At 42.2% G+C, this 20,460-nt stretch carries 18 protein-coding genes; 8 read left to right on the top strand and 10 right to left on the bottom strand.

Annotation, left to right across the window (positions count from 1 at the left end):
- Together QNM18_RS14990 and QNM18_RS14985 are read left to right on the top strand one after the other, a co-directional pair.
- Positions 1–480: an FKBP-type peptidyl-prolyl cis-trans isomerase gene (locus tag QNM18_RS14990; RefSeq protein ID WP_284137690.1), complete on the top strand. Its 480-nt coding sequence runs from the start codon at positions 1–3 to the stop codon at positions 478–480.
- Positions 481–586: 106 nt separating this feature from the next.
- Positions 587–916 carry a hypothetical protein gene (locus tag QNM18_RS14985; protein WP_284137689.1) on the top strand — a complete coding sequence of 110 codons (330 nt, stop codon included), beginning with the start codon at positions 587–589 and terminating at the stop codon, positions 914–916.
- A gap of 46 nt (positions 917–962) precedes the next feature.
- Here the strand turns inward: QNM18_RS14985 and QNM18_RS14980 are convergent, their stop codons facing one another.
- Positions 963–1,586 (bottom strand): TIGR04211 family SH3 domain-containing protein, encoded by a 624-nt coding sequence (locus QNM18_RS14980; RefSeq protein WP_211012385.1) that lies wholly within the window; start codon positions 1,584–1,586, stop codon positions 963–965.
- A 340-nt stretch (positions 1,587–1,926) separates the two neighbouring features.
- Here QNM18_RS14980 and QNM18_RS14975 point away from each other — a divergent pair, with 340 nt between their 5' ends.
- Together QNM18_RS14975 and QNM18_RS14970 are read left to right on the top strand one after the other, a co-directional pair.
- A complete protein-coding gene (locus QNM18_RS14975) occupies positions 1,927–3,444 on the top strand; it encodes a CYTH and CHAD domain-containing protein (protein WP_284137769.1) in 1,518 nt (505 codons plus the stop codon).
- Positions 3,445–3,770: 326 nt separating this feature from the next.
- Entirely contained in the window at positions 3,771–4,616 is an 846-nt protein-coding gene (locus tag QNM18_RS14970; RefSeq protein WP_211012386.1) for an HDOD domain-containing protein, read from the top strand.
- Between the two features lie 53 nt (positions 4,617–4,669).
- Here QNM18_RS14970 and metK read toward each other — a convergent pair whose 3' ends face one another.
- Positions 4,670–5,821 (bottom strand): methionine adenosyltransferase, encoded by a 1,152-nt coding sequence (gene metK / locus QNM18_RS14965; protein WP_211012387.1) that lies wholly within the window; start codon positions 5,819–5,821, stop codon positions 4,670–4,672.
- 262 nt (positions 5,822–6,083) lie between these two features.
- Here metK and tkt point away from each other — a divergent pair, with 262 nt between their 5' ends.
- Positions 6,084–8,075, top strand: coding sequence for a transketolase (gene tkt, locus QNM18_RS14960; RefSeq protein WP_211012388.1), 1,992 nt, complete (start codon positions 6,084–6,086; stop codon positions 8,073–8,075).
- Positions 8,076–8,170: 95 nt separating this feature from the next.
- Here the strand turns inward: tkt and QNM18_RS14955 are convergent, their stop codons facing one another.
- The 7 genes from QNM18_RS14955 to lptD all read right to left on the bottom strand — a co-directional run bounded on the left by QNM18_RS14955 (position 8,171) and on the right by lptD (position 16,850).
- Positions 8,171–10,186 (bottom strand): methyl-accepting chemotaxis protein, encoded by a 2,016-nt coding sequence (locus QNM18_RS14955; protein WP_211012389.1) that lies wholly within the window; start codon positions 10,184–10,186, stop codon positions 8,171–8,173.
- Positions 10,187–10,301: 115 nt separating this feature from the next.
- Positions 10,302–11,102, bottom strand: a complete 801-nt coding sequence (locus QNM18_RS14950; RefSeq protein WP_284137688.1) for a symmetrical bis(5'-nucleosyl)-tetraphosphatase — start codon at positions 11,100–11,102, stop codon at positions 10,302–10,304.
- Positions 11,103–11,107: 5 nt separating this feature from the next.
- Entirely contained in the window at positions 11,108–11,497 is a 390-nt protein-coding gene (gene apaG, locus QNM18_RS14945; protein WP_211012391.1) for a Co2+/Mg2+ efflux protein ApaG, read from the bottom strand.
- Positions 11,481–12,287 carry a 16S rRNA (adenine(1518)-N(6)/adenine(1519)-N(6))-dimethyltransferase RsmA gene (rsmA, locus tag QNM18_RS14940; RefSeq protein WP_211012392.1) on the bottom strand — a complete coding sequence of 269 codons (807 nt, stop codon included), beginning with the start codon at positions 12,285–12,287 and terminating at the stop codon, positions 11,481–11,483. The genes apaG and rsmA overlap by 17 nt, the downstream gene beginning before the upstream one ends.
- Positions 12,284–13,276: a 4-hydroxythreonine-4-phosphate dehydrogenase PdxA gene (gene pdxA, locus QNM18_RS14935; RefSeq protein ID WP_211012393.1), complete on the bottom strand. Its 993-nt coding sequence runs from the start codon at positions 13,274–13,276 to the stop codon at positions 12,284–12,286. The genes rsmA and pdxA overlap by 4 nt, the downstream gene beginning before the upstream one ends.
- A gap of 11 nt (positions 13,277–13,287) precedes the next feature.
- Positions 13,288–14,580, bottom strand: a complete 1,293-nt coding sequence (gene surA, locus QNM18_RS14930) for a peptidylprolyl isomerase SurA (RefSeq protein WP_211012394.1) — start codon at positions 14,578–14,580, stop codon at positions 13,288–13,290.
- 14 nt (positions 14,581–14,594) lie between these two features.
- Positions 14,595–16,850, bottom strand: a complete 2,256-nt coding sequence (gene lptD / locus QNM18_RS14925; protein ID WP_284137687.1) for an LPS assembly protein LptD — start codon at positions 16,848–16,850, stop codon at positions 14,595–14,597.
- A gap of 96 nt (positions 16,851–16,946) precedes the next feature.
- Between lptD and QNM18_RS14920 the strand changes: the two genes are divergently transcribed.
- From QNM18_RS14920 to djlA, 3 genes are read left to right on the top strand one after another with little or no spacing between them, the layout of a single operon-like run.
- Entirely contained in the window at positions 16,947–17,984 is a 1,038-nt protein-coding gene (locus QNM18_RS14920; protein WP_284137686.1) for an aminoglycoside phosphotransferase family protein, read from the top strand.
- On the top strand, positions 17,984–18,661 hold the full coding sequence (gene murU / locus QNM18_RS14915; protein WP_284137685.1) for an N-acetylmuramate alpha-1-phosphate uridylyltransferase MurU: 678 nt from the start codon (positions 17,984–17,986) through the stop codon (positions 18,659–18,661). Before QNM18_RS14920 ends, murU begins: the two co-directional genes overlap by 1 nt.
- Positions 18,651–19,529, top strand: coding sequence for a co-chaperone DjlA (gene djlA, locus QNM18_RS14910; RefSeq protein ID WP_211012398.1), 879 nt, complete (start codon positions 18,651–18,653; stop codon positions 19,527–19,529). Before murU ends, djlA begins: the two co-directional genes overlap by 11 nt.
- 5 nt (positions 19,530–19,534) lie before the next feature.
- Here the strand turns inward: djlA and QNM18_RS14905 are convergent, their stop codons facing one another.
- Positions 19,535–20,407, bottom strand: a complete 873-nt coding sequence (locus QNM18_RS14905) for a DUF3530 family protein (RefSeq protein ID WP_211012399.1) — start codon at positions 20,405–20,407, stop codon at positions 19,535–19,537.
- Positions 20,408–20,460 lie beyond the last annotated feature (53 nt).

The raw sequence follows: 20,460 nt of genomic DNA, 5'->3' as shown, positions 1-20,460 counted from the left end.
ATGTCTGTAACCGGTATTTTGGTCACCATTTTAGTCTTTGGGCTAGCATGGTTTATTTTCAATAATAGTCAAAAACAGATGCAAATTGCGCAAATGAATCGATTGGATGCTGAGGAGTTTCTTGTATCGAATGCAAAAAAAGAAGGTGTGATTACAACAGAGAGCGGTTTGCAATATGAAATAATAGAGAAGGGAGACGGAAATACTTTCCCGACAATCAATGACAGCGTACGAGTTCATTATCATGGAACTTTAATCAATGGTATGGTTTTTGACAGCTCTGTAGATCGAGGGCAAGCCATCACTTTTAGCCCTAAGCAAGTAATCGCAGGCTGGACTGAGGCACTACAGCTGATGGCAGAGGGTGATAAGTTTCGACTCTATATTCATCCGGATTTAGCCTATGGGAATAGAGCGACGGGAAATATTAGTGCGGGTTCGCTATTGATTTTTGAAGTTGAACTAATTGCAATTAACTAGCACGTAAAGGTTTAAGATTTGTGTAAGTTGTATTATTTTTAGCTTGCATTTTATCTATATTGTTATTTAAATGGGAACAGGTATCGTCATGGCAAGGAGGTGGTACTTGGCATATCTGTTTCTAATAGTATGTAGTTTTGCAGGGGCATTGTTTTGTAGAAGGGTGAGTAACAATAAACATATGAGAATAGAAAGTTACGTCTCTTCTACCAACCCTGGATTTTATCAACAATTTTCATCTGATCGATTTGATATCGAAAGACAAGCGGCGTTTGTCAAAAATTTAGCTGCAGTTTCGTCGTTAGGTGAATTGACTAAGTTAGAGGAGGTAACATTAAGAGAGCTTCTATATGATCGGTTTTTAGCTGATATGGGAGTTATTTTCTTCTCTTTGGGTACCGTGATTTTTTCGACTCTAATTGTATTCGTAATTTAACTAAAACCCACTTTGTCGAGCAAAGTGGGTTTTTTTACAGATGAGATTAGCTCCAGCCGTCATATCTTTTTCTACGCGACAAAAATAATGTCAGGAGTACACCCAGTATCAGCCCTGACAGCGCAATAATGCCGCCATAAGATAGTAGGGTATGTTGCTCAGCTTTAATTTGATTTTGACTTTCTTGCGCTTGCTGCGTTAGTTGAGCATTGAGATCTGCAATTGTTTTTTGTAATTCAGTATTTTGGGCTTCCAGTAAATCGTAGTCATTTTGCAGTTGAGGGACCGACTCTTTTAAGGTATTAAGCTGTTGTTCAGCTTGGTTTAAAGAGCTACTCAAATCGCCAACTTGTTGTTTGAGTCCAGCTTCAGCAGTGACAAACTTTGACTCAACCCAACCACTTCTATTTTTATTATCTATTATACGGACAAAGTCGTTCTCTTGTTCGTTGGTAATTTGCACTGCAGTACCGGCTTCTATGGAGCCTAAAATGCGGTAATTTTTGCCAGGGCCTGAGTGTATAAATAAGTAAAGGTTATCAACAATAAAGCCATTTGGCGTGTTCTGCTGTGCCGTTTGTTCTTGGGGTGCTGCATCATCGGCTTCCTGTGCACAAAGCGTAAATGGTGCAAAAACAAACAAAAGTGGCAGTGCGAGGTGTTTTATCATTCGCGAGCCCTTATTTTTTTAAGGTTTATATGAATTTATCAAAATAGTATGGCTTTCAAAAGCGCTTGGCAAGAGCTTAAAGGACAATCACGATTTTTTATTTGTTAGCATTCGTTACTACTGATCTTTCAGCCCCAAATAACGTATTCTCAGAAGTGGGGGTTTGTCTTAATCGAATGGGGTCAAATAATGAACCAATTGACAGCTCGATGAAAAGAAAAGGTTGAAGTATGTGATCAAATCAGCGGAGTTTGCGCTTATTGGAGGTAAAAAGATTGCAAAATTAGGTGTCATTGTATATTTTGAACGTTCTCATTTTATAAAGGTAACCTACCCCCTAATGGACACTGAAATAGAACTGAAGTTTTTGGTTTCAGATAATGAAGTTCCGCTTATTCCAGCATTGATCACACAGTTTGCGAAGCGGGTTAATAATAAGCCGGCAAAAAATCTTGAAAATGCATATTACGATACGCCCAACAGAGAGCTAAGAGCGCTTGATATTGGTTTGCGTACGCGATGTGTCAATGACGAGTGTGAGCAAACAATCAAACTTTCGGGAGAAGTGTTGGGTGGTCTTCATCAGCGTCCAGAATACAACCTTCCGCTCAAAGGTAGAAAGCCAGACATTTTTGCGTTCGACACAGCTATTTGGCCTATGGGAATGCGTTTGGAGCCTATTGCAGAAAACCTCTTTCCTATTTTTACAACCAATTTTATTCGTCGAACGTGGCTAATTGAAACAGATGCTGGCAGCTTGATAGAAGTGGTACTCGACAAGGGCGAAGTATCTGCAAGTGGTAAGTCAGAGCCTATTTCTGAACTTGAAATCGAGTTGGTTGAAGGTGAACGTACAGATCTATTTTTGTTGGCGGAACAGCTTGTTTCACAAATTGGTGTGCGATTAGGCTTTTATTCTAAAGCGGCAAGGGGCTATAGGTTAGCAGATGATATGCCACTGCAACCAAATAGTGAAATTGGGTTTGTCCCTTTATCTGCCGAAATGAATCAAGAACAGGCATTCATCAAGACAGTTAACTATGCCATTGAACTTGTGCAAAAGCATGAGCAATGCTACGTCAATGAGCCGAGTTTAAAAACGCTGAAGCGCATTATTGATGGTGTGCGTTTAGTCAGGCATGCGTTTTGGCTTTTTGAGGAGTTTGTCGCAAGGGAAACCACAGATAATCTCCGTAAGGAATTAAAGTGGCTATTGGGTGAACTTGAGTGGGTTGAGAGTGCTATTTATTTAAAAACATACACCTCAAAGCGTCACGCATACTATAAACGCATCCACAATGCGCCTGAATTGTCACAAATAATTGATGATTTAAAGAGTGTGCAACCAACAAAAACGGATCTAGAAGATTTGTTCCATTGCTCGCGTTACAACAAGTTGTTGCTGTCTCTAACTCGATGGCTGATAGAGAAAAGTTGGCGTCAAAACTGGGATCAAAATGCCATTAAGGCAGCCCAGAGTAGTGTTCGTGGCATGGCCAAAAAAACATTTGACCAAGAGTGGAAGAAGCTTAGGGGCATGTTTCCTGACAAACAAGCGATGGCGGTCGAACAATATGTGCAAACAAGACCGAACATTGAAGAAATGTTGCTAAGTGGCAATTGTTTTGGTGCACTTTTTGAAGAAGGGGAGAGGCACAGCTTTAGAGCTCCTTGGATGGATATTCTTGCGGGTATCTACGAACTAGAAACGCTGCATTATTTAAAGCGTTTGTGTGAGGGCCAAGACGCTCAGTCGTTCTCGGAAATTCTTACTTGGCTTCAGCAAAAATCAGATTTTTTGATAAGCGCAATGGAACAAAGCAGACAAGCCTCAATCAATTGCGAACCATATTGGTAGGCTACTAGCTACATGATAAAGGTAGAGTGTTTACAGGCACTCTACTGTTAAAAATTTTAAATTTACCTGCCAATAAACTCGAAATCGCTTTTGTGTTTTTCTCGTCTGATATGGACTCCTTTCTAAAAAAACACTATTTTTCAAACCAATAGATAGTAATTTTAATTTTATCCCTGTGTATAAATACTGACTCAATGGCTGGCTAATTGACTTACAGCAAAGTGAATAGCGGTTGTTTAATTGAGATTGTTAGAGATTACGAAATAGTCGCGACAGGTCAAATTTCATCTACTACACTAAAATCAATGCCACCACATAGGTGACCTATGATAGATATTGATGACAAAGTCTTAGCTGACTTGCGGTCTGGTTTCAATTTGCCTGCCAAACCGGAAATATTGCAAAGTTTACAAAACGAGCTGAATCAAGATGAACCAGAGTTAAGTCGTGTAGCGGAGATCATTACAGAAGACGTTGCGACTTCTGCTGCTGTATTGAAAGTCATTAATTCTCCAGCGTATGGCATGTCGCGAACAATAACAGATATAAAGCAGGCGGTGATGTTTTTAGGCATGAATTGCATTACACAAGTCGTGACAGGGCATCTACTCAAGAGTGCATTTGAGCAAGATGATTGCTGTATATCTCTGCAACGCTTTTGGGATAGTGCGTCCGACATATCACAAGTGGCCATGCTCATTGGAAAACAGACTAAAACACCAGTTCCGATTGAAGACTTACAGTTGCTAGGACTATTTCACGATGCGGGGATCCCTGCAATGGCCATGCGGTTTCAGGATTACAATGATGTTTTGATGCGCGCAACACAGCGGCCGGAACACTCATTGGTTGAATATGAGTCGCAACAATACCCTACAAATCATACCGTTGTAGGGTATTACTTGGCAAGTTCATGGCACCTTCCCAAAAGAGTGTGTCAAATTATACTGCGTCATCATGATGCGCACTTCTTTCAGGATAACGACTCTGATCTTGAAAAGAAAATCCTTGCAACACTGAAACTTGCAGAAAACTTCTCTTTTGAAATTAAACACTTTAGAAGTTGTGCAGATTGGCATGCCTTTAAAGATGACGTGATGTTGGCATTGGATTTGAGTGACGATGATTACACGGATATGAAAGAGGATGTTGAAGAGTTTTTAATTGGCTGAGATATATAAAAGGCGCTTTGAAAAGCGCCTTTCTGCTAACATAATTTAGACTATTAAAGTCCGGCAGCTGCTTTAAGTGCTTCTGCTTTATCTGTTTTTTCCCAAGGGAACTCTTCACGACCAAAGTGACCATATGCAGCAGTAGGCTGATAAATTGGACGCTCTAGGTCGAGCATAGTGATTAAGCCATATGGACGAAGATCGAAGTGCTCACGAACTAGCTCAATTAGGCGTGTTTCTTCAAGCTTACCAGTACCAAAAGTATCAATGCTGATAGAAGTAGGCTCAGCTACACCAATAGCATAAGAAACTTGGATTTCACACTTGTCAGCAAGACCTGCTGCTACAATGTTCTTAGCAACATAGCGACCAGCATATGCAGCTGAACGGTCTACTTTTGATGGATCTTTACCTGAGAAAGCACCACCACCGTGTCTTGCCATACCACCGTATGTATCTACGATGATTTTACGACCTGTTAGACCACAGTCACCCATTGGACCACCGATAACAAAACGTCCAGTTGGGTTGATGAAGAATTTTGTTGCTTCGGTAATTAGTTCTTTAGGTAGCGTAGGCTTAATGATTGTTTCCATTACAGCTTCAACTAGCTCATCTTGTGATACTGAGTCACAGTGCTGAGTTGAAAGTACAACTGCGTCGATGCCAACTGGCTGACCATTTTCGTATGCAAAAGTTACTTGTGATTTTGCATCTGGACGTAACCATGGCAGAGTGCCATCTTTACGCACTGCAGCTTGACGCTGTACAAGACGGTGAGAATAAGTGATTGGTGCAGGCATTAAAACGTCAGTTTCATTACATGCATATCCAAACATTAAACCTTGGTCACCAGCGCCTTGATCTTCTGGACGAGAGCGATCTACACCTTGGTTGATGTCTGGAGACTGTTTACCAATGGTGTTCAAAATTGCGCAAGAGTCAGCATCAAAGCCCATATCAGAATGGGTGTAACCAATTTCACGAACTGTTTTACGTGTTAATTCTTCAATGTCTACCCAAGCGCTTGTGGTTACTTCACCACCAACCATGACCATACCAGTTTTAACGTAGGTCTCACACGCTACGCGTGCCTTTGGGTCTTGCTCAAGAATTGCATCTAATACTGCATCTGAAATCTGATCCGCAATTTTATCCGGATGGCCTTCAGAAACTGACTCTGAAGTAAATAAGTGTTTCGCCATTATTTATACTCACAAAAAAAGCGCTTCGCGAACATGCGTAAAACAGCGCGAGAAAATTTTAGAAGAGATATTCTAACGAAAACAATTTTATATGCATAGTTTTTTTACGCCTAGACGTCTATTTTTAGATACTTGCAATTTACGCATTAAAAACAAAGTGAATTTATAACTTTTCTTGTGATTTTAATTGCAGTGGTAATTTTATTAGGTAAAAATGGGCCTTTAAAAACACTCGTGCAAACACTTAAAGGTAGGAGAATCCATGCCATCTCGCAAAGAACTTGCAAACGCAATTCGCGTTCTATCCATGGACGCTGTACAAAAGGCTAAATCAGGCCACCCAGGGGCACCAATGGGCATGGCAGACATCGCAGAGGTACTTTGGCGCGATTATTTAAAGCACAACCCAAACAATCCGGAATGGGTAGATAGAGATAGATTTGTATTATCAAATGGTCACGGCTCAATGTTAATTTATTCGTTATTACATTTGAGTGGCTATGACTTGTCTATTGACGATTTAAAGAACTTTCGTCAAATGCACTCTAAGACACCAGGTCACCCAGAGTATGGGTATGCGCCTGGTATTGAAACGACTACTGGTCCATTAGGCCAAGGCATAACTAATGCAGTAGGTATGGCAATTGCAGAGAAGGCATTAGCGGCGCAATTCAACCGCGACGAATATGACATTGTTAATCACTACACTTATGCGTTTTTAGGTGACGGCTGTCTTATGGAAGGCATCTCTCATGAGGCGTGCTCTTTAGCTGGTACATTAGGGCTGGGCAAGCTAATCGCATTTTGGGATGACAACGGCATTTCAATTGACGGTGAAGTGGAAGGCTGGTTTAGCGATGATACACCACAGCGCTTTGAAGCATACGGCTGGCACGTAATTCCAGCGGTCGACGGTCATGATAGTGAAGCAATTAAAGCTGCGATTGAAGCGGCGCGTGCAGAGACGGGTAAACCAACATTAATTTGTTGTAAAACTGTGATTGGCTATGGTTCACCAAATAAATCTGGTAGCCATGATTGTCACGGCGCACCTTTAGGTGATGAAGAGATCAAAGCAGCTCGTGAATTCCTTGGTTGGGAGCATGGCGCTTTTGAGATCCCTGAAGGCGTTTATGCTAAATGGGATGGTTCGGCACACGGCCAGCAAATCCAAAGCGAATGGTTGGTTAAATTTACTGAATATCAAATGCATTACCCTGAATTGGCAGCCGAGTTTGAGCGTCGTACAAAGGGTGAATTGCCAACAAACTGGACTGAGCAAACTGAAGCTTATATTGCTGAATTACAAGCAAACCCAGCAAACCCAGCAACACGTAAAGCGTCACAAAATGCATTAAACGCATTTGGTCCAATTTTACCTGAGTTTATGGGTGGTTCAGCAGACCTTGCAGGTTCAAACTTGACGTTGTGGGAAGGTTCAAAAGGCCTGACAGCAGATGATGCATCAGGTAACTATATCTTCTACGGCGTGCGTGAATTTGGCATGTCAGCGATTATGAATGGTATTGCTTTACACAAAGGCTTTATCCCATACGGCGCGACTTTCCTGATGTTCATGGAGTATGCACGTAACGCAGTACGCATGGCCGCGCTAATGAAGCAGCCTAGTATTTTCGTTTACACTCATGACTCTATTGGTCTAGGTGAAGATGGTCCTACGCACCAACCTGTAGAACAGCTTGCAAATATGCGCATGACACCAAACCTTGTCAGCTGGCGTCCATGTGATCAGGTTGAGTCAGCTGTTTCTTGGCAACAAGCAATTGAGCGTAAAGACGGTCCTACGTCTTTGGTTTTCACTCGTCAAGGTCTAGCACAACAGGCTCGTACAGAAGAGCAAGTAGCGGCGATTAAACGCGGTGGCTACGTGCTTAGCTGTGATTCAAACCCTGATGTGATTTTGATTGCGACAGGCTCAGAAGTGCAGCTTGCGGTGGAAGCGGCAGAACAACTTCGTCAGGACGGTAAGAAGGTCAGAGTGGTGTCTATGCCATCTACTGATGTATTCGATGCACAATCTGCAGAGTACAAAGCATCTGTTCTACCAGCTTCAGTAACACGCCGTGTGGCAATTGAAGCGGGTATTGAAGACTTCTGGTACAAATATGTTGGCTTAAATGGTGCGATTGTAGGTATGAGCACATTTGGTGAGTCAGCACCAGCAGGTGAGCTATTTAAACACTTTGGTTTTACAGTTGATAACGTGGTAGCGAAAGCTAATTCACTATTTTAATTGACTGATAACAGTTATAAAAAATCGCCCATAAGGGCGATTTTTTTTGCCTGAAGATAAAGTGTCAACAGGCAATTATCGTTAAACGTAGAGCATTAAACTCTAAATTGAGACACTGACTGTCTTAGCTCCTCAGCGAGCTTAGCAACTTCAGAGCTTGAAGTTGACGTTTGGTTTGCGCCCTCTGCAGTTTGTTCTGCAATTGCGACAATAGACTCTAGTCGTTCGCTGATCTCTTGAGAAACTTGCTGCTGCTCATTGGCAGCTGTAGCTATTTCTTCACTCACATCATGGGCTCTTGATACTGCATCGGTAATGCAGTTCAATGCTTCATTGGCTATATCACTTTGTGACACACAAGACTCCGCTTGTTGTTGACCTTTGGACATCGCCGTTACCGCTTCTTCTGCACCAGCTTGTAATGATTCGATCATTGATTGGATTTCTTGCGTCGACTCTTGTGTTTTGCTTGCAAGAGACCTTACCTCATCAGCAACAACAGCAAAGCCTCGGCCTTGTTCACCTGCGCGAGCTGCTTCTATGGCCGCGTTGAGTGCAAGCAAGTTAGTTTGTTCCGCAATACCGCGAATAACATCTAGGATACCACCAATGGCAGAGCTGTCTTGGTGAAGCTTGTTGATCACAGTAGACACTTCTTCTACTTCGTGTGCTAGCTGCTCGATGGTGCGTTTGTTGTCATGAGAAATCCCTTTGACGCGCTCAGCTTCTTGATCGGCATTTTTAATTTCTTCAAGAGCCTGATGGGCACTATTGCTCACACCATGTGCCGTGCTACTCATTTCTGTAGTCGCAGTTGCCGCCTGTTCAACTTGAGACTGTTGGCTTTTAATAGCTTGGCTTGACTCAGCAGTGATAGCTGATGTTTGTTCTGAAGCCGCCGCTAATTGAGTCGAGCGAGAAACAATGCCTGTAATAAGTTCTTTCAGGCTAGTTATAAGCGTATTACAACTTTGTGCCAATTCACCAAACTCATCTTTTGCAGACGCATCTAACGAGTGTGTCATGTCGCCTTTTGCAACGATATCTAGTACACGGTTTACTTCGGCCAGAGGCTTGGTGATTCGACTGACAGTAAAATACGCAATACCGATGGCTAATAAGGTCGCTGCAATCATACCAGTCCATGTAGCGATGTTGGCTGATGACACGTCCTCAGTTACTTCATTTTGAATTTCAAAGGCCAATTGCTTGGACTGAGCAACCAGCGCACCGAGTTGATCGAGCGCTTTTTTTGTCGCCTGCTCAGCGTTGTTAAGCTCATTTTGAGTACTAATACGAGCTGTAATTAATTTTTGACGGTTGTTGGCAATACTGTCACTGCCCTGAAGTTGCTCTTTCAGCGCGTTGTAGTAAGAATCCAAGTCATTGAGCAAGTCTTCATCTAATTGGGCCACAGTACTGCGCATTAAATCTAGGTTGCGGTCAATGTCTTCAAATACATAGCTTTGTTCTTTTTTAACAATATCTAATGTACTGGATTCATTAATTGTCAGTATATCTGCACTACTCGTAGCCAGAGAGCTAAACGAGTTTTCCAGTTTATTTGCCGCTTGATATGCGCGCGCATTTAATGACTCAAAGCCTTCTAAATCAAGAATATCGACAACGACTGTCGCGGCATCATCTGCGGCAATCTCAGCTTCTTCAAGTTGAGCAATAAGCTGCTTATTGAGGCTAAGTTCTAGAGATTTATCGGCAAACAAGGCGGTAACCGATTTGGAAAATGACCCAAAGCTTGCAGATACATCTTTGCTACTACCATAGAGAGTAGGCTCGTCTCTGACAACTTGATTGAGCGCAGAGTAGCTTTTTTCAAAAGTACTTTGACGAGTATTAAAAGTTGTCTTTAAGTTGTTTAGGTCACTGCTAGATTGTGTGAAGTAACTCGCCTGAGCGATTTTGCTCATCTGCGTAAACTCGATTTGCAAAGCTGCACTTCGGTCTAACGCTGGCAGTGATAAGTTGTTGACCAATTGAGTAGAACTATCAATATTTGCGATCCTAAGCAGTGAGTTCACTCCAATTAACAATAAAAGCAGGGTAATTATTATAAAGCCACCCCAAATACGTTGGCTAACGGTTAAATTCATACAGACATACCATCAAGTTAAAGCAGTACAACCACTTATCGGATTTATTGCGCATTAGTTAAGTATTTTATAGCAGATGTGAATATAAAATTCAGTAAAAACGGATGGTTTTTGACTATTTGCTGTAAATTTGTTCATTTGTGGACAGATTTATCATAGTCATTGGACCACCCCATACACATCCTGTATCCAAAGCGACTACATTTCTCACAGATGTTTTCCCTTCGAGCGCTGCCCAGTGACCAAAGATGAAACGTGTGCTGCTTGTTTTAAATCTTGAGTGATTAAACCAAGGTTGTAAATGTTCAACATCGTTTTGGCTGCCTTTACTATCGAAATCTAGTTGCCAATCTTTAGTTAAAAATCGCATTCTAGAAAACACATTGACTATAGTGTTGAATTTAGTTTGCGGATTGTCGTGAGTAATTTCTATCGCTGGGCTTTTGCCATACATACCCGACAAAAAGCCCGCCGCATGTGGGCCTTGGTAACAAGATTGTGCCCACTTTGACAGCGCTAGTGCTTGTTCTATATCCCAAAATGGATGTATTCCAGCATGAGAAATAAAACTATCAAATTCAGGTAAATAGGTGCAAAGGGGCTGAGACTGTAAAAAACACAGGTAAGCTGGTAATTCGCTACTTGCTAAAAGAGGCTCTAATTTGTCTTTGGGGTTGGGCGATCTATTGTTTAATACTGTCGACAACAGGTGCAAATCGTGGTTACCAAGCGTTACAGTGACAGAGTTTTGCAAAGAGGTGACGTGTTGCAGACAAGCAAGGGAGTCCGGTCCTCGGGCAACCAGATCACCAACCAAATACAAATGATCTTGACTTGGGTTAAAGTCTACGGCTTCAAGTAGCTGTTTGAAAGGGGTGTAGCACCCCTGTAAATCACCTATAGCGTAACTTGCCATTGTTATCAGTGCAAAATATCAGGTCGGTTGAGTCTAAAGACTTTTATCGGGGCTTTGAACTCTGAACCAAACTCATTACGCATTAAATAGTAGCCTTCCATTGTACCTACAGGAGTATCTAATACAGCACCACTGGTGTATTGATAACTCTCGCCAGGTCGGATCGTTGGCTGTTCGCCCACCACACCTTCGCCTTCGACTTCTGTCTCTTTACCATTGGCGTCGGTGATCAACCAATAGCGACTTTCCAGTTTTGCACTACACAAGCTATGATTCTTTATCGTAATAGTATAAGCAAAAACGTATTTATCTTTTTCTGGTTGAGATTGAGCTTCAACATAAAATGTCTCAACAGATACCTTTATCGGCGATCCTAATTCACTGTTTGTTGTCATAAATCCAGTTGGCAATTTCGATAAATTGAGAAAGAGAGATATTTTCCGCACGAAGAGACGGGTCTATCCCAAGTTGAGTTATTTCTTCTACCGTAAGTAAATTTGATAGGCTGTTACGCAGAGTTTTACGGCGCTGATTGAAAGCCTCTAAACAGACGGTATTAAGTATTTTAGTGCTTTTAGCGCTGCGTTGACTGGCATCCTTCGGGATTAATCTAACAACGGCTGAGTCCACTTTAGGAGCGGGTTTAAAGCAAGTTGGCGGTACTTCAATGACAGGCATCGCGTGGCAGTAGTATTGTGTCATCACACTTAGTCTGCCATATGCTTTAGAGCCAGGTCCTGCGACCATACGGTTAACTACCTCTTTTTGAAGCATAAAGTGCATGTGCTCAACTTGATCTGCAAACTCAAATAAATGAAAGAGTAGTGGAGTAGAGACATTATATGGCAGGTTACCAAATATTTTTAGCTTGGCGGTTTCACTGACGAGGCTAGCAAAGTCAAATTTCATTGCATCGCCCTGATGAACGGTTAACTTGCTGCCCATCGTAGGATGCGCAATTAAGCGCTCGGCAAGGTCTCTGTCCAACTCTACAACTGTGAGTTTGCCACTTAGCTCAACTACGGGTTCTGTAATTGCACCTAAACCTGGTCCAATTTCCACTAAGTTGTCATTTGGAGTTGGGTCAATCGCTGTGACAATTTTATCGATGATACTATCGTCATTTAAAAAGTTTTGACCAAATCTTTTGCGGGCGCGGTGGCCCAAATGTACTTTATCTGTCATGAATTCTGTATTTTCTTGCTTGCAAGCTTGATTGCTTCGTGAATTGCTAATTCAAAGCTACCTACTTCCACATCACCTGATGCAGCGAGATCAAGTGCAGTGCCATGATCTACGGAGGTTCTTATAAACGGCAGTCCCAAAGTAATATTAACTGAGTTACCAAATCCTTTATATTTTAACACAGGTAATCCTTGATCGTGATACATTGCCAGTACCGCATCCGCATTATCTAGGTATTTAGCTTGAAAAAGTGTATCGGCAGGAAGAGGACCAATGAAGTTTTTGCCTTCATTGTTAAGTTTTTCAAGTACTGGAGAAATCGTATCTATCTCTTCATTCCCTAAATGTCCGCCTTCTCCAGCGTGAGGGTTTAGTCCACACACTAAGATCCTGGGGTCTTCAACACCAAATTTCGTTTGCAAGTCATGGTAGAGAATGTTTGCAACTTTAGTCAGGCGTTCTTGTGTTATTGCCTTTGAGACATAGGCCAGTGGTATGTGGGTGGTGGCTAAAGCAACTCTTAACCCTGTGGTGGCGAGCATCATTACCACATCTGGTGTGTTAGATTGATGGGCAAAATATTCGGTATGACCACTAAATGAGATACCTGCTCTATTAATTATTCCTTTGTGTACCGGCCCTGTGACAACGGCGTCAAAGGTGCCATCCATATTCTTCTCAGAAGCTATGCGTAGCGTATCTAGTACATATTGACCATTTTGTTCATCTAGCTGTCCAGGAACAACGTCACATCCTTTGTCTACTTGAAGGTAGTAAAGTTGCTTCGGTCCCGCGGGCTTTACATCTTTCTGTTGATCAAATGGAAGTAACTCAATCTCTAAGCCTAGCTCGCGGGCTCTTTGCTCCAGTATGGTACGGTCTACGACGGCAACAAGCTGGGCAGGCCAGCTCTGTTGCGCTAACTTAATCACTAAATCAGGACCAATACCAGCAGGTTCCCCAGGAGTAATAGCTATTCTCAAGCTCATATACACTCTTCTTATTTGTTCTCTAGTACTTCAACGTGAGCTTGCTCTCGCATTTCTCTCATCCATTTGAAGCTTTCTTCTTTGAATTTTCTTCTAAATAATAGTTGGTGCGCTCTATTCATTTTTGCTTGTTCAGTTTTATCTGCAACGCGCTTATCTAGAAGCTGTACAATATGCCAACCAAAATTACTGCGAAATGGTTCACTGATCTCATCTTGCTCAAGGCTCAATAGAGTGTCTCTAAATGCTGGCACATAGGTAGTTGGATCTGTCCAATCGTATTCACCGCCTTTGAGTGCTGAACCTGGATCTTGAGAATGCTCTTTTGCTAGTTCGGCAAAATCCGCCTTACCAGCTCTTAAATCTTTGACAAAACCAGCCAGCATATCACGGGCTTTTTCTTCGCTAAGAATAATAGATGGTTCTAACAGAATGTGTCTTGAGCGAACTTCGACAGTTTCGACAATCTCTCGGCCTCTAACATCCTGAACCTTAACGATGTGGAAACCAGCGCCTGAGCGTAATGGTCCGACTAATTCGTCTTTCTTTTTGCCTTTGATGGCTTCGGCAAATAGCGTTGGCATCTCATTGATACCCATCCAGCCCAGCTGACCACCGTCAAGCGCGTTGGCACCACCTGATGAGGCAATTGCAATACGCTTAAACTCTTTTCCCTCGTTTAAGAATTTGATGACGTTTTCTGCGCGCTCTCTGGCTTCTTCAATTTCTTCAGGGTTTGCTTTGCTTTCTATCTTTATTAGGATATGGCCGATATTGTACTCTTCGCTTTGGCCAGTTTGCTGTGCAAGGATTTTATTTAAGTTCTCAATTTCTTGTGGGCTTATGTAAACCCTTCTATCCACCGCGCTGCGTTTAACCTGCCCGACAGTGATCTCTTTTCGAACTTCTTCTCGGTAAGCTTGGAAGCTGTCACCAGCTGCTTCAATCGAGTTGCGAAGGTCAACAATGGTTCCACCTTGCTCTTTTGCGATATTTGCTAAAGTTTGATCTAAATGGGCATCAGAAATAGTTAGGCCCATTCTATTTGCTAGCTGCAAAATCAAAGTTTCATCGATCAATTTATCGGTTGCTTGAATGCGCAATACTTTATCCGATGGTAGCTCTGTACCTTGTTGATTTGCTTGTTCTTTGACTCGATTTACGATTTGATCTACTTCACTTTGAAGTACAACACCATCATTAACAGTGGCAACTACTTTGTCTATTTGTATGCGTTCAGCTAGTGCCGGCTGACATAGTGCGGCACTTAGTACGGGAATGAGTAACAGCTTTTTGAAATTCATAAGAGTCTTTGTTGTTAATTATTTAAAAAATAAGGTCTTCTATAACCAAATATACCTTGTTTCAGTAATTGGCTTGCATCGTATCTCGACTTGCTCCCCAACCCTTTTAACACAAAATTAAAATTTATGCTCGAGTCGAAAACCGGGTCTTGAAAATTTGTAGACTGATTCAAGTCTGTTTCTATGGTCCGGTTGCCAGTAATTTGAACAGCCCAGCAGCAAGATTCGTATTGCACACCGGCAAATACCTCAATACTGCGCTTACTTGTCAAATCACGGTGATAACTTGCTACCACTTGCCAATTTTCGTCAATGGGTAAGCTGGTGAAGATACCGACTTGATCTATCTCATTACCTGAGACATCGTTAGCATAGTGATGGTTCAACTGTACCAGCTTTTTATTGTTGCCTCGATAGTCAATTGTCATATGTGAACGGATCAGGTCCTTTTCGTCGGCATCATACTGTATACCGCCCGAAAAGTACCACCTAGGATGCCAGTGTATTTTGGTCTCCGCTGCAAAAAGTGCATTGTAGTTATTATCACCAAAACGTCCATCAAGCGTATTTTTTGTTGGTTTGACCGAGTCACTTAGATAAATGATTTGGCCCATACTAAAGCTGAATCGCTCAATATTTTTACTATCAAGCAAGCGAGTAGTTGCACCTAGAGTAAATTGATTTGCTTCAGAGATATAGTCGACGCCCGAAAAGCGACGCTCCCTAAACAAACCAAAAAAATCATCTTGCATCTTTACTGTATCGTACTGGCCGATTTTGCTTTGATCCTTTTTAGGTGTGTATAAATATTGGAGCTGAGGTTCTAATGTTTGCGTACCATCGGTGAGTAAGAAGTGTGTGCTTCGCTCCAAATTTAATTGTCCATGCAAGCGGACCTTCGGCAATGTACGTGAAGTCGATTCTGCGTACTCGCTTTCACTAAAATGACCATTTTGCTCGTAGTGCGTATGTAAAAGCGCAAACTTTGAGTCGAATGACCAGGCGTAATCACTGAGGTTGTAGGTTACACTTGGCTCAAGGTGAATTCGGGTTGCATCCGTTATTTGAGCATCACTGTTTTTAAAGTGACTCATTTGTCCAGTGAAACGCCAGTCAGCGCCAAGGTATTCTTCTGGTGTACGGTTTTTAATCGTGATCTCTGGAAACGCTGAGTAGGATTCTACATGGTTACCCAAAACTTCAAAATTTTGTACCTGCAAGTCGACTAGCCAATCTTCTCCAAGATAGCTTAGTTGACCTTTTCGAGCTAAATGAGTATCTGTTTGATTCGCGTAGTTTGAGCCTAGGTCCGTTAAGTAATTGTCATCACTAACATTTGTTACATCAACATTTGCACGCCAAAAGTCGTTAAAATAACTTTTTTGCTGCCAATGAACTAAATAACGTTCATCTAAATTTGCTTCTGATTTATCGTTGCTCAATACCTCAGCTGCGATAGTTCCGGTATGTTGTTCTGTTAGATAGCGGAATTCGCCCTGTAATTGCAGTCCTTTGTTTGACATATACCTAGGAGTCAGTAACGCGTCATAATTTTCAGCAAGGTTAAAGTAATAAGGCGTGACGATTTCTAGACCATATCTGTTTGAGCTTGATAGCGTCGGAGTGAGTAGTCCAGATTTTCTTTTATCATCAATTGGAAATGTGAAATAAGGGATATAAACAACAGGTGTATCGAGTATCTTTAAGACAGAGTTGTATGTTTCTCCCCAACCTTTTTCTTTATCTAGGGAAATTGTGCTGGCTTCGAGTTCCCAAAAAGGGTTATCGCTTGGGCAAGTTGTAAAGCTTGAATTGAACAGGTCAACTTGGGTTGATGTTGCACGAAGCTTTTCAGCTTTCCCTTTACCTTGTTGTTGAGTCAATTGATACTGGGCGCCGAGTAAGCTAAATTCACTTTGGCCAAGATCAGCATACATACCTGAGCTATTGACCATGGTGTAGTCATCTTGAAAGAGCAAGGGGCCCGAAGCATGCAGAAGCCCTTTTTGTTTATCTATTAGTGCGCTCTCGGCTGTGACGGTCATGGTGTCGGTATTAACAGCAACATCCCCCGAAAACTCAGCACTTTCTTTACCCTGCAGTTCGACTTTATTGGCTTGAATATCGATGGTGTCGGGTAGCAAACCTGTCATAGGCTGCCAGTTTTTTGGCTGAAGATAGTCTTTACAGAGCCCGCTAACAGTGTTCGAATTAGCTATAGCCTGTGTACTAATAAGGGGTAGGACTAAAATGCCCCAGTTTTTGTTCATTTATCGACCTTGTCTACCTAGCACCACGATTCAGCCAGACATGATAAATGAAAACAGTGTTAAATACAGTAATTAAGATCAGTAATTGGTGAAAATATGGCGAGCTTAACTCCAACACTTGCATTGCAACGAAAAGAACAAAGAATACGCTTTGTCGAGACACATATTAAACAACTTAATCAAGCTGATGATGAATTGACCATCTCTGCTATTACAGGAGATGCAAGCTTTAGATTGTATTTTCGCGTTCGCGCGACACAGTCACAGTATGTATTAATGGATGTACCGCCAGATAAAGGCTCCATTGAGGCGTTTATTCACCTCAATCATGTCTTTTCTCAAGGTGGGTTGGCTGTACCAGAGATATTTGCTTTCGATACCGAGCTTGGCTTTGTGCTGTTGGAAGATTTGGGGTCGGTCCATCTTGCAGATATTATTGCTCAGCAGGGGGATTACCGTTATTACAGTGAGTTACTTGCTTGGCTGCCTCAAATTGCAACGCTTGAAGTATCTAAATGGATGAACACTTATGATGCACCGTTTATCGAGCAGGAAATAAACATTTTTAAATCTTGGCTACTGGAGTCCTGGCTGGGTTATCGGTGTTCCCCTGAAGTAACCCGTAATTGGCAGTTACTAGTTTCCCGTCTTAGCGAGTCTATGATAACACAACCTCAAGTTGTAATGCATCGAGACTTCCACAGCCGGAATATTATGTATAGCCAAGCTGGTGGGCGTCTTATTGACTATCAAGACGCAGTAGTAGGCCCTGTTTGTTATGATGCTGTTTCGCTGCTAAAGGATTGTTATCTTAAATTGCCGTCACAACAATTTGAGCAATTGAAAAGGGAAAGTTATCAGCACCTTGCAGATGCTGGGTTACTCCCTGATATGTCTTTTGCACAATATGTTGAATCTTTTAATTTAACAGGGCTTCAAAGGCATTTAAAAGCGGCAGGTATTTTTGCTCGGTTACATTTGCGAGACGGTAAACCTGGGTACTTACCAAGCATATTGCCAACTTTAAATTACATAGTGGAAACTGCGGAGATGTTTACAGAGTTTCAATGGCTTGCAACTTGGTTACAATCCGAGATAATACCTATGATAGAAAAGAAATTAACAGAATCATAATGAAAGCAATGATCTTAGCCGCTGGCCGTGGGCAGCGTATGATGCCCTTGACCGCAGATATGCCAAAACCATTATTAGAAGTTGGCAATAAGCCATTAATAGAATACCACCTCGAAAGATTAAAGTTGGCAGGTATTACGCAAGTGGTGATCAACCTAGCGTGGCAAGGCGAAAAAATAGAGCGCTATTTTGGTGATGGCAAGCATCTGGGTTTGCAGATTGATTACAGTTACGAGCCTGATGGGGGGTTGGAAACAGCGGGTGGTATTGTTAAAGCAATGCCGATGTTATGCGAAGATCACGATACTTTTATTGTGATTAATGGTGATATCTTTACCGATTATGATGTACATGCGTTAAGTCAGCTAAAACTTATGCCCGCAGAAGCACACCTAGTTTTGGTGGAAAACCCATCCCATAATCCCGCTGGAGACTTTCGTTTAAGTCATCAACCAGCCAACGAGCAAACTTATACATTTTCGGGTATCGGGCTGTATCATAGGGCATTTTTTGACAACCTTTCGGTAGAAAAAATACCACTTGGACCAATGTTAAGATCTGGAATAGAGGAAGGGATGGTGTCTTGTGAATTGTACGTCGGGGCATGGCATGATATAGGCACACCAGAGCGACTTGCAGAGATCAACGCAGCCTTGGAGGCGACTAATGTGGGGTAAAATTCTAGGTACAGGGTTTGGTTTTTTGTTTGGGAAATGGCTTGGAGCCGTCCTAGGGTTCTATTTGGGTCATTTATTTGATAAAAGCTTGAAGCAGGACTTTGACAAGGCTGGTGGCTTTCAAGGTTTTTTTAGTGGCGATGATCTAAATGAGCGTCAAGCACTGTTCTTTTCTAGTTGTTTTGCGGTAATGGGCCATATCGCGAAATCTAACGGCAGAGTTAGCGAGGTGCATATTCGAGCCGCTTCAGCGTTTATGGATGAAATGGCTTTACATGGTGACGACCGCAAAGAAGCACAAAGTGCCTTCAACTCGGGTAAGCACAGTGATTTTTCTATTAAAGAAGCTGTCGGGGATTTTAAAGAGGCATTTGCACGACGCTATGATTTATTGCAGCTGTTTTTAGAGATCCAAATTCAAATGGCGTTTTCAGATGGCCACCTTTCCAGCAAGGAGTTGGAGCTGCTTAAGTTGGTCAGTAAATTTTTAGGTATTGGCAATAAACACTTTAATTTCGTATTAAAACGCTATCAAGCAGAATTCAAGTTCAGGCAGCAGCGGGCTCAATGGCAGTCGCAGCAGCAAAGCCGTCATTCACAAAGCAGTTTCAGGCAAGAACGTGAGCAATCGAATAACTATCGCCAAAACACAGCCGCTAGCACTGATGTATCTAAGGAACATGCATTAGCCGTGTTAGGACTTGAGCAAGGTGCAAGTGATAAAGAGATTAAGCGCGCATATCGCAAATTGATGGCACAGCACCATCCAGATAAGTTGGTATCCCAAGGGTTACCTGAACATATGATGGAAGTTGCAAAAGCCAAATCGCAAAGTATTCAGGCAGCCTACGAAGTGCTTAAAAAATAACGAGTTTAGAGCTGCCTTAAAAAACCAGAAAGTTCTTTTCGCAATCTATAATGTTGGTTTTGTTGGGAGTTTTGGCCGAAAAGCTCCCTTTGACGATAATCGTATTTACTATTTCTTTTTGCCCATCGGCGCCTATCTTTGATCGTATGAAGCACGGCTGGGTTGTCGTAAGAATAGAAAACGTCTAGCAGTGCAGGGCTTACCAGCGATAAACTTGCAGCGAGATGCTTGTTCCTGTTGGGGTTTGCAAGTTGAGCGCTGACAGTGACCAACGCGTCCACCCGTATTTTAGGCAGCGTAGCTAGATACTCGGCAAATAACCCTGCACTGTTTCCAAATGCAACAATGGCAATGTGCTCATGTTCACGTAGTGCCAAAGTTTTGTAAAGTGCATCAAAGCGAGCTACAAGTTCAGTTTTGTAGTCATTTAGGGCTGATTCGCTTATCGCAGAGATAGCCGTTTGTCGCGTTGCGCTTGATTCACTTTTTGCTGTATTTGCAATAGCGTCTTGCATTAAGTCTGCGTTGGCATTGAAACCTGGAGAGGGGATCACATAGGTGTCGTAGCCGTCATCATTGAGTGCCTCGCGCAAATAACTCAAACCGTTTCCTTGTAAAGGCGATTGCTCTATGCCAGGCAGCATGACAATAATGCCTCGCTTGTTGCCACTCATATATTCAGAGAAAAGCACAGGGATCTCTCTGTCGTCGTCTTTGATGGTAATGAATGAGTCACTGGGCAACCAATAACTCAAATCGGATTCTATGACTTCGACTTTGGCTACAGGCGCAATGTGCTCTATTGCTAAACAATGGTTATTGAATGCGGCGATAGTGCATAAAAAAATAATAAAATGTGAAATTATCGTATGTTTCATCGAGTATTCGTCAAATTCGCTGCGGCTACCTTAAGTATCGACTAAAAACCAGC

Origin of the sequence: Pseudoalteromonas obscura (assembly GCF_030135505.1) — a bacterium.
Lineage (GTDB): Bacteria > Pseudomonadota > Gammaproteobacteria > Enterobacterales > Alteromonadaceae > Pseudoalteromonas > Pseudoalteromonas obscura.
The sequence above is the reverse complement of the archived record's forward strand: the minus strand, read 5'-3'. Positions and strand labels throughout refer to the sequence as shown.

Coding starts and splice junctions, on each gene's coding strand:
- QNM18_RS14970 (WP_211012386.1), top strand. CDS start 3,771: ATGATAGATATTGATGACAAAGTCTTAGCTGACTTGCGGTCTGGTTTC.
- pdxA (WP_211012393.1), bottom strand. CDS start 13,276: ATGAGCTTGAGAATAGCTATTACTCCTGGGGAACCTGCTGGTATTGGT.
- murU (WP_284137685.1), top strand. CDS start 17,984: ATGAAAGCAATGATCTTAGCCGCTGGCCGTGGGCAGCGTATGATGCCC.
- apaG (WP_211012391.1), bottom strand. CDS start 11,497: ATGACAACAAACAGTGAATTAGGATCGCCGATAAAGGTATCTGTTGAG.
- lptD (WP_284137687.1), bottom strand. CDS start 16,850: ATGAACAAAAACTGGGGCATTTTAGTCCTACCCCTTATTAGTACACAG.
- QNM18_RS14990 (WP_284137690.1), top strand. CDS start 1: ATGTCTGTAACCGGTATTTTGGTCACCATTTTAGTCTTTGGGCTAGCA.
- QNM18_RS14920 (WP_284137686.1), top strand. CDS start 16,947: ATGGCGAGCTTAACTCCAACACTTGCATTGCAACGAAAAGAACAAAGA.
- QNM18_RS14980 (WP_211012385.1), bottom strand. CDS start 1,586: ATGATAAAACACCTCGCACTGCCACTTTTGTTTGTTTTTGCACCATTT.
- djlA (WP_211012398.1), top strand. CDS start 18,651: ATGTGGGGTAAAATTCTAGGTACAGGGTTTGGTTTTTTGTTTGGGAAA.
- QNM18_RS14950 (WP_284137688.1), bottom strand. CDS start 11,102: ATGGCAAGTTACGCTATAGGTGATTTACAGGGGTGCTACACCCCTTTC.
- tkt (WP_211012388.1), top strand. CDS start 6,084: ATGCCATCTCGCAAAGAACTTGCAAACGCAATTCGCGTTCTATCCATG.
- QNM18_RS14905 (WP_211012399.1), bottom strand. CDS start 20,407: ATGAAACATACGATAATTTCACATTTTATTATTTTTTTATGCACTATC.
- QNM18_RS14955 (WP_211012389.1), bottom strand. CDS start 10,186: ATGAATTTAACCGTTAGCCAACGTATTTGGGGTGGCTTTATAATAATT.
- metK (WP_211012387.1), bottom strand. CDS start 5,821: ATGGCGAAACACTTATTTACTTCAGAGTCAGTTTCTGAAGGCCATCCG.
- surA (WP_211012394.1), bottom strand. CDS start 14,580: ATGAATTTCAAAAAGCTGTTACTCATTCCCGTACTAAGTGCCGCACTA.
- rsmA (WP_211012392.1), bottom strand. CDS start 12,287: ATGACAGATAAAGTACATTTGGGCCACCGCGCCCGCAAAAGATTTGGT.
- QNM18_RS14975 (WP_284137769.1), top strand. CDS start 1,927: ATGGACACTGAAATAGAACTGAAGTTTTTGGTTTCAGATAATGAAGTT.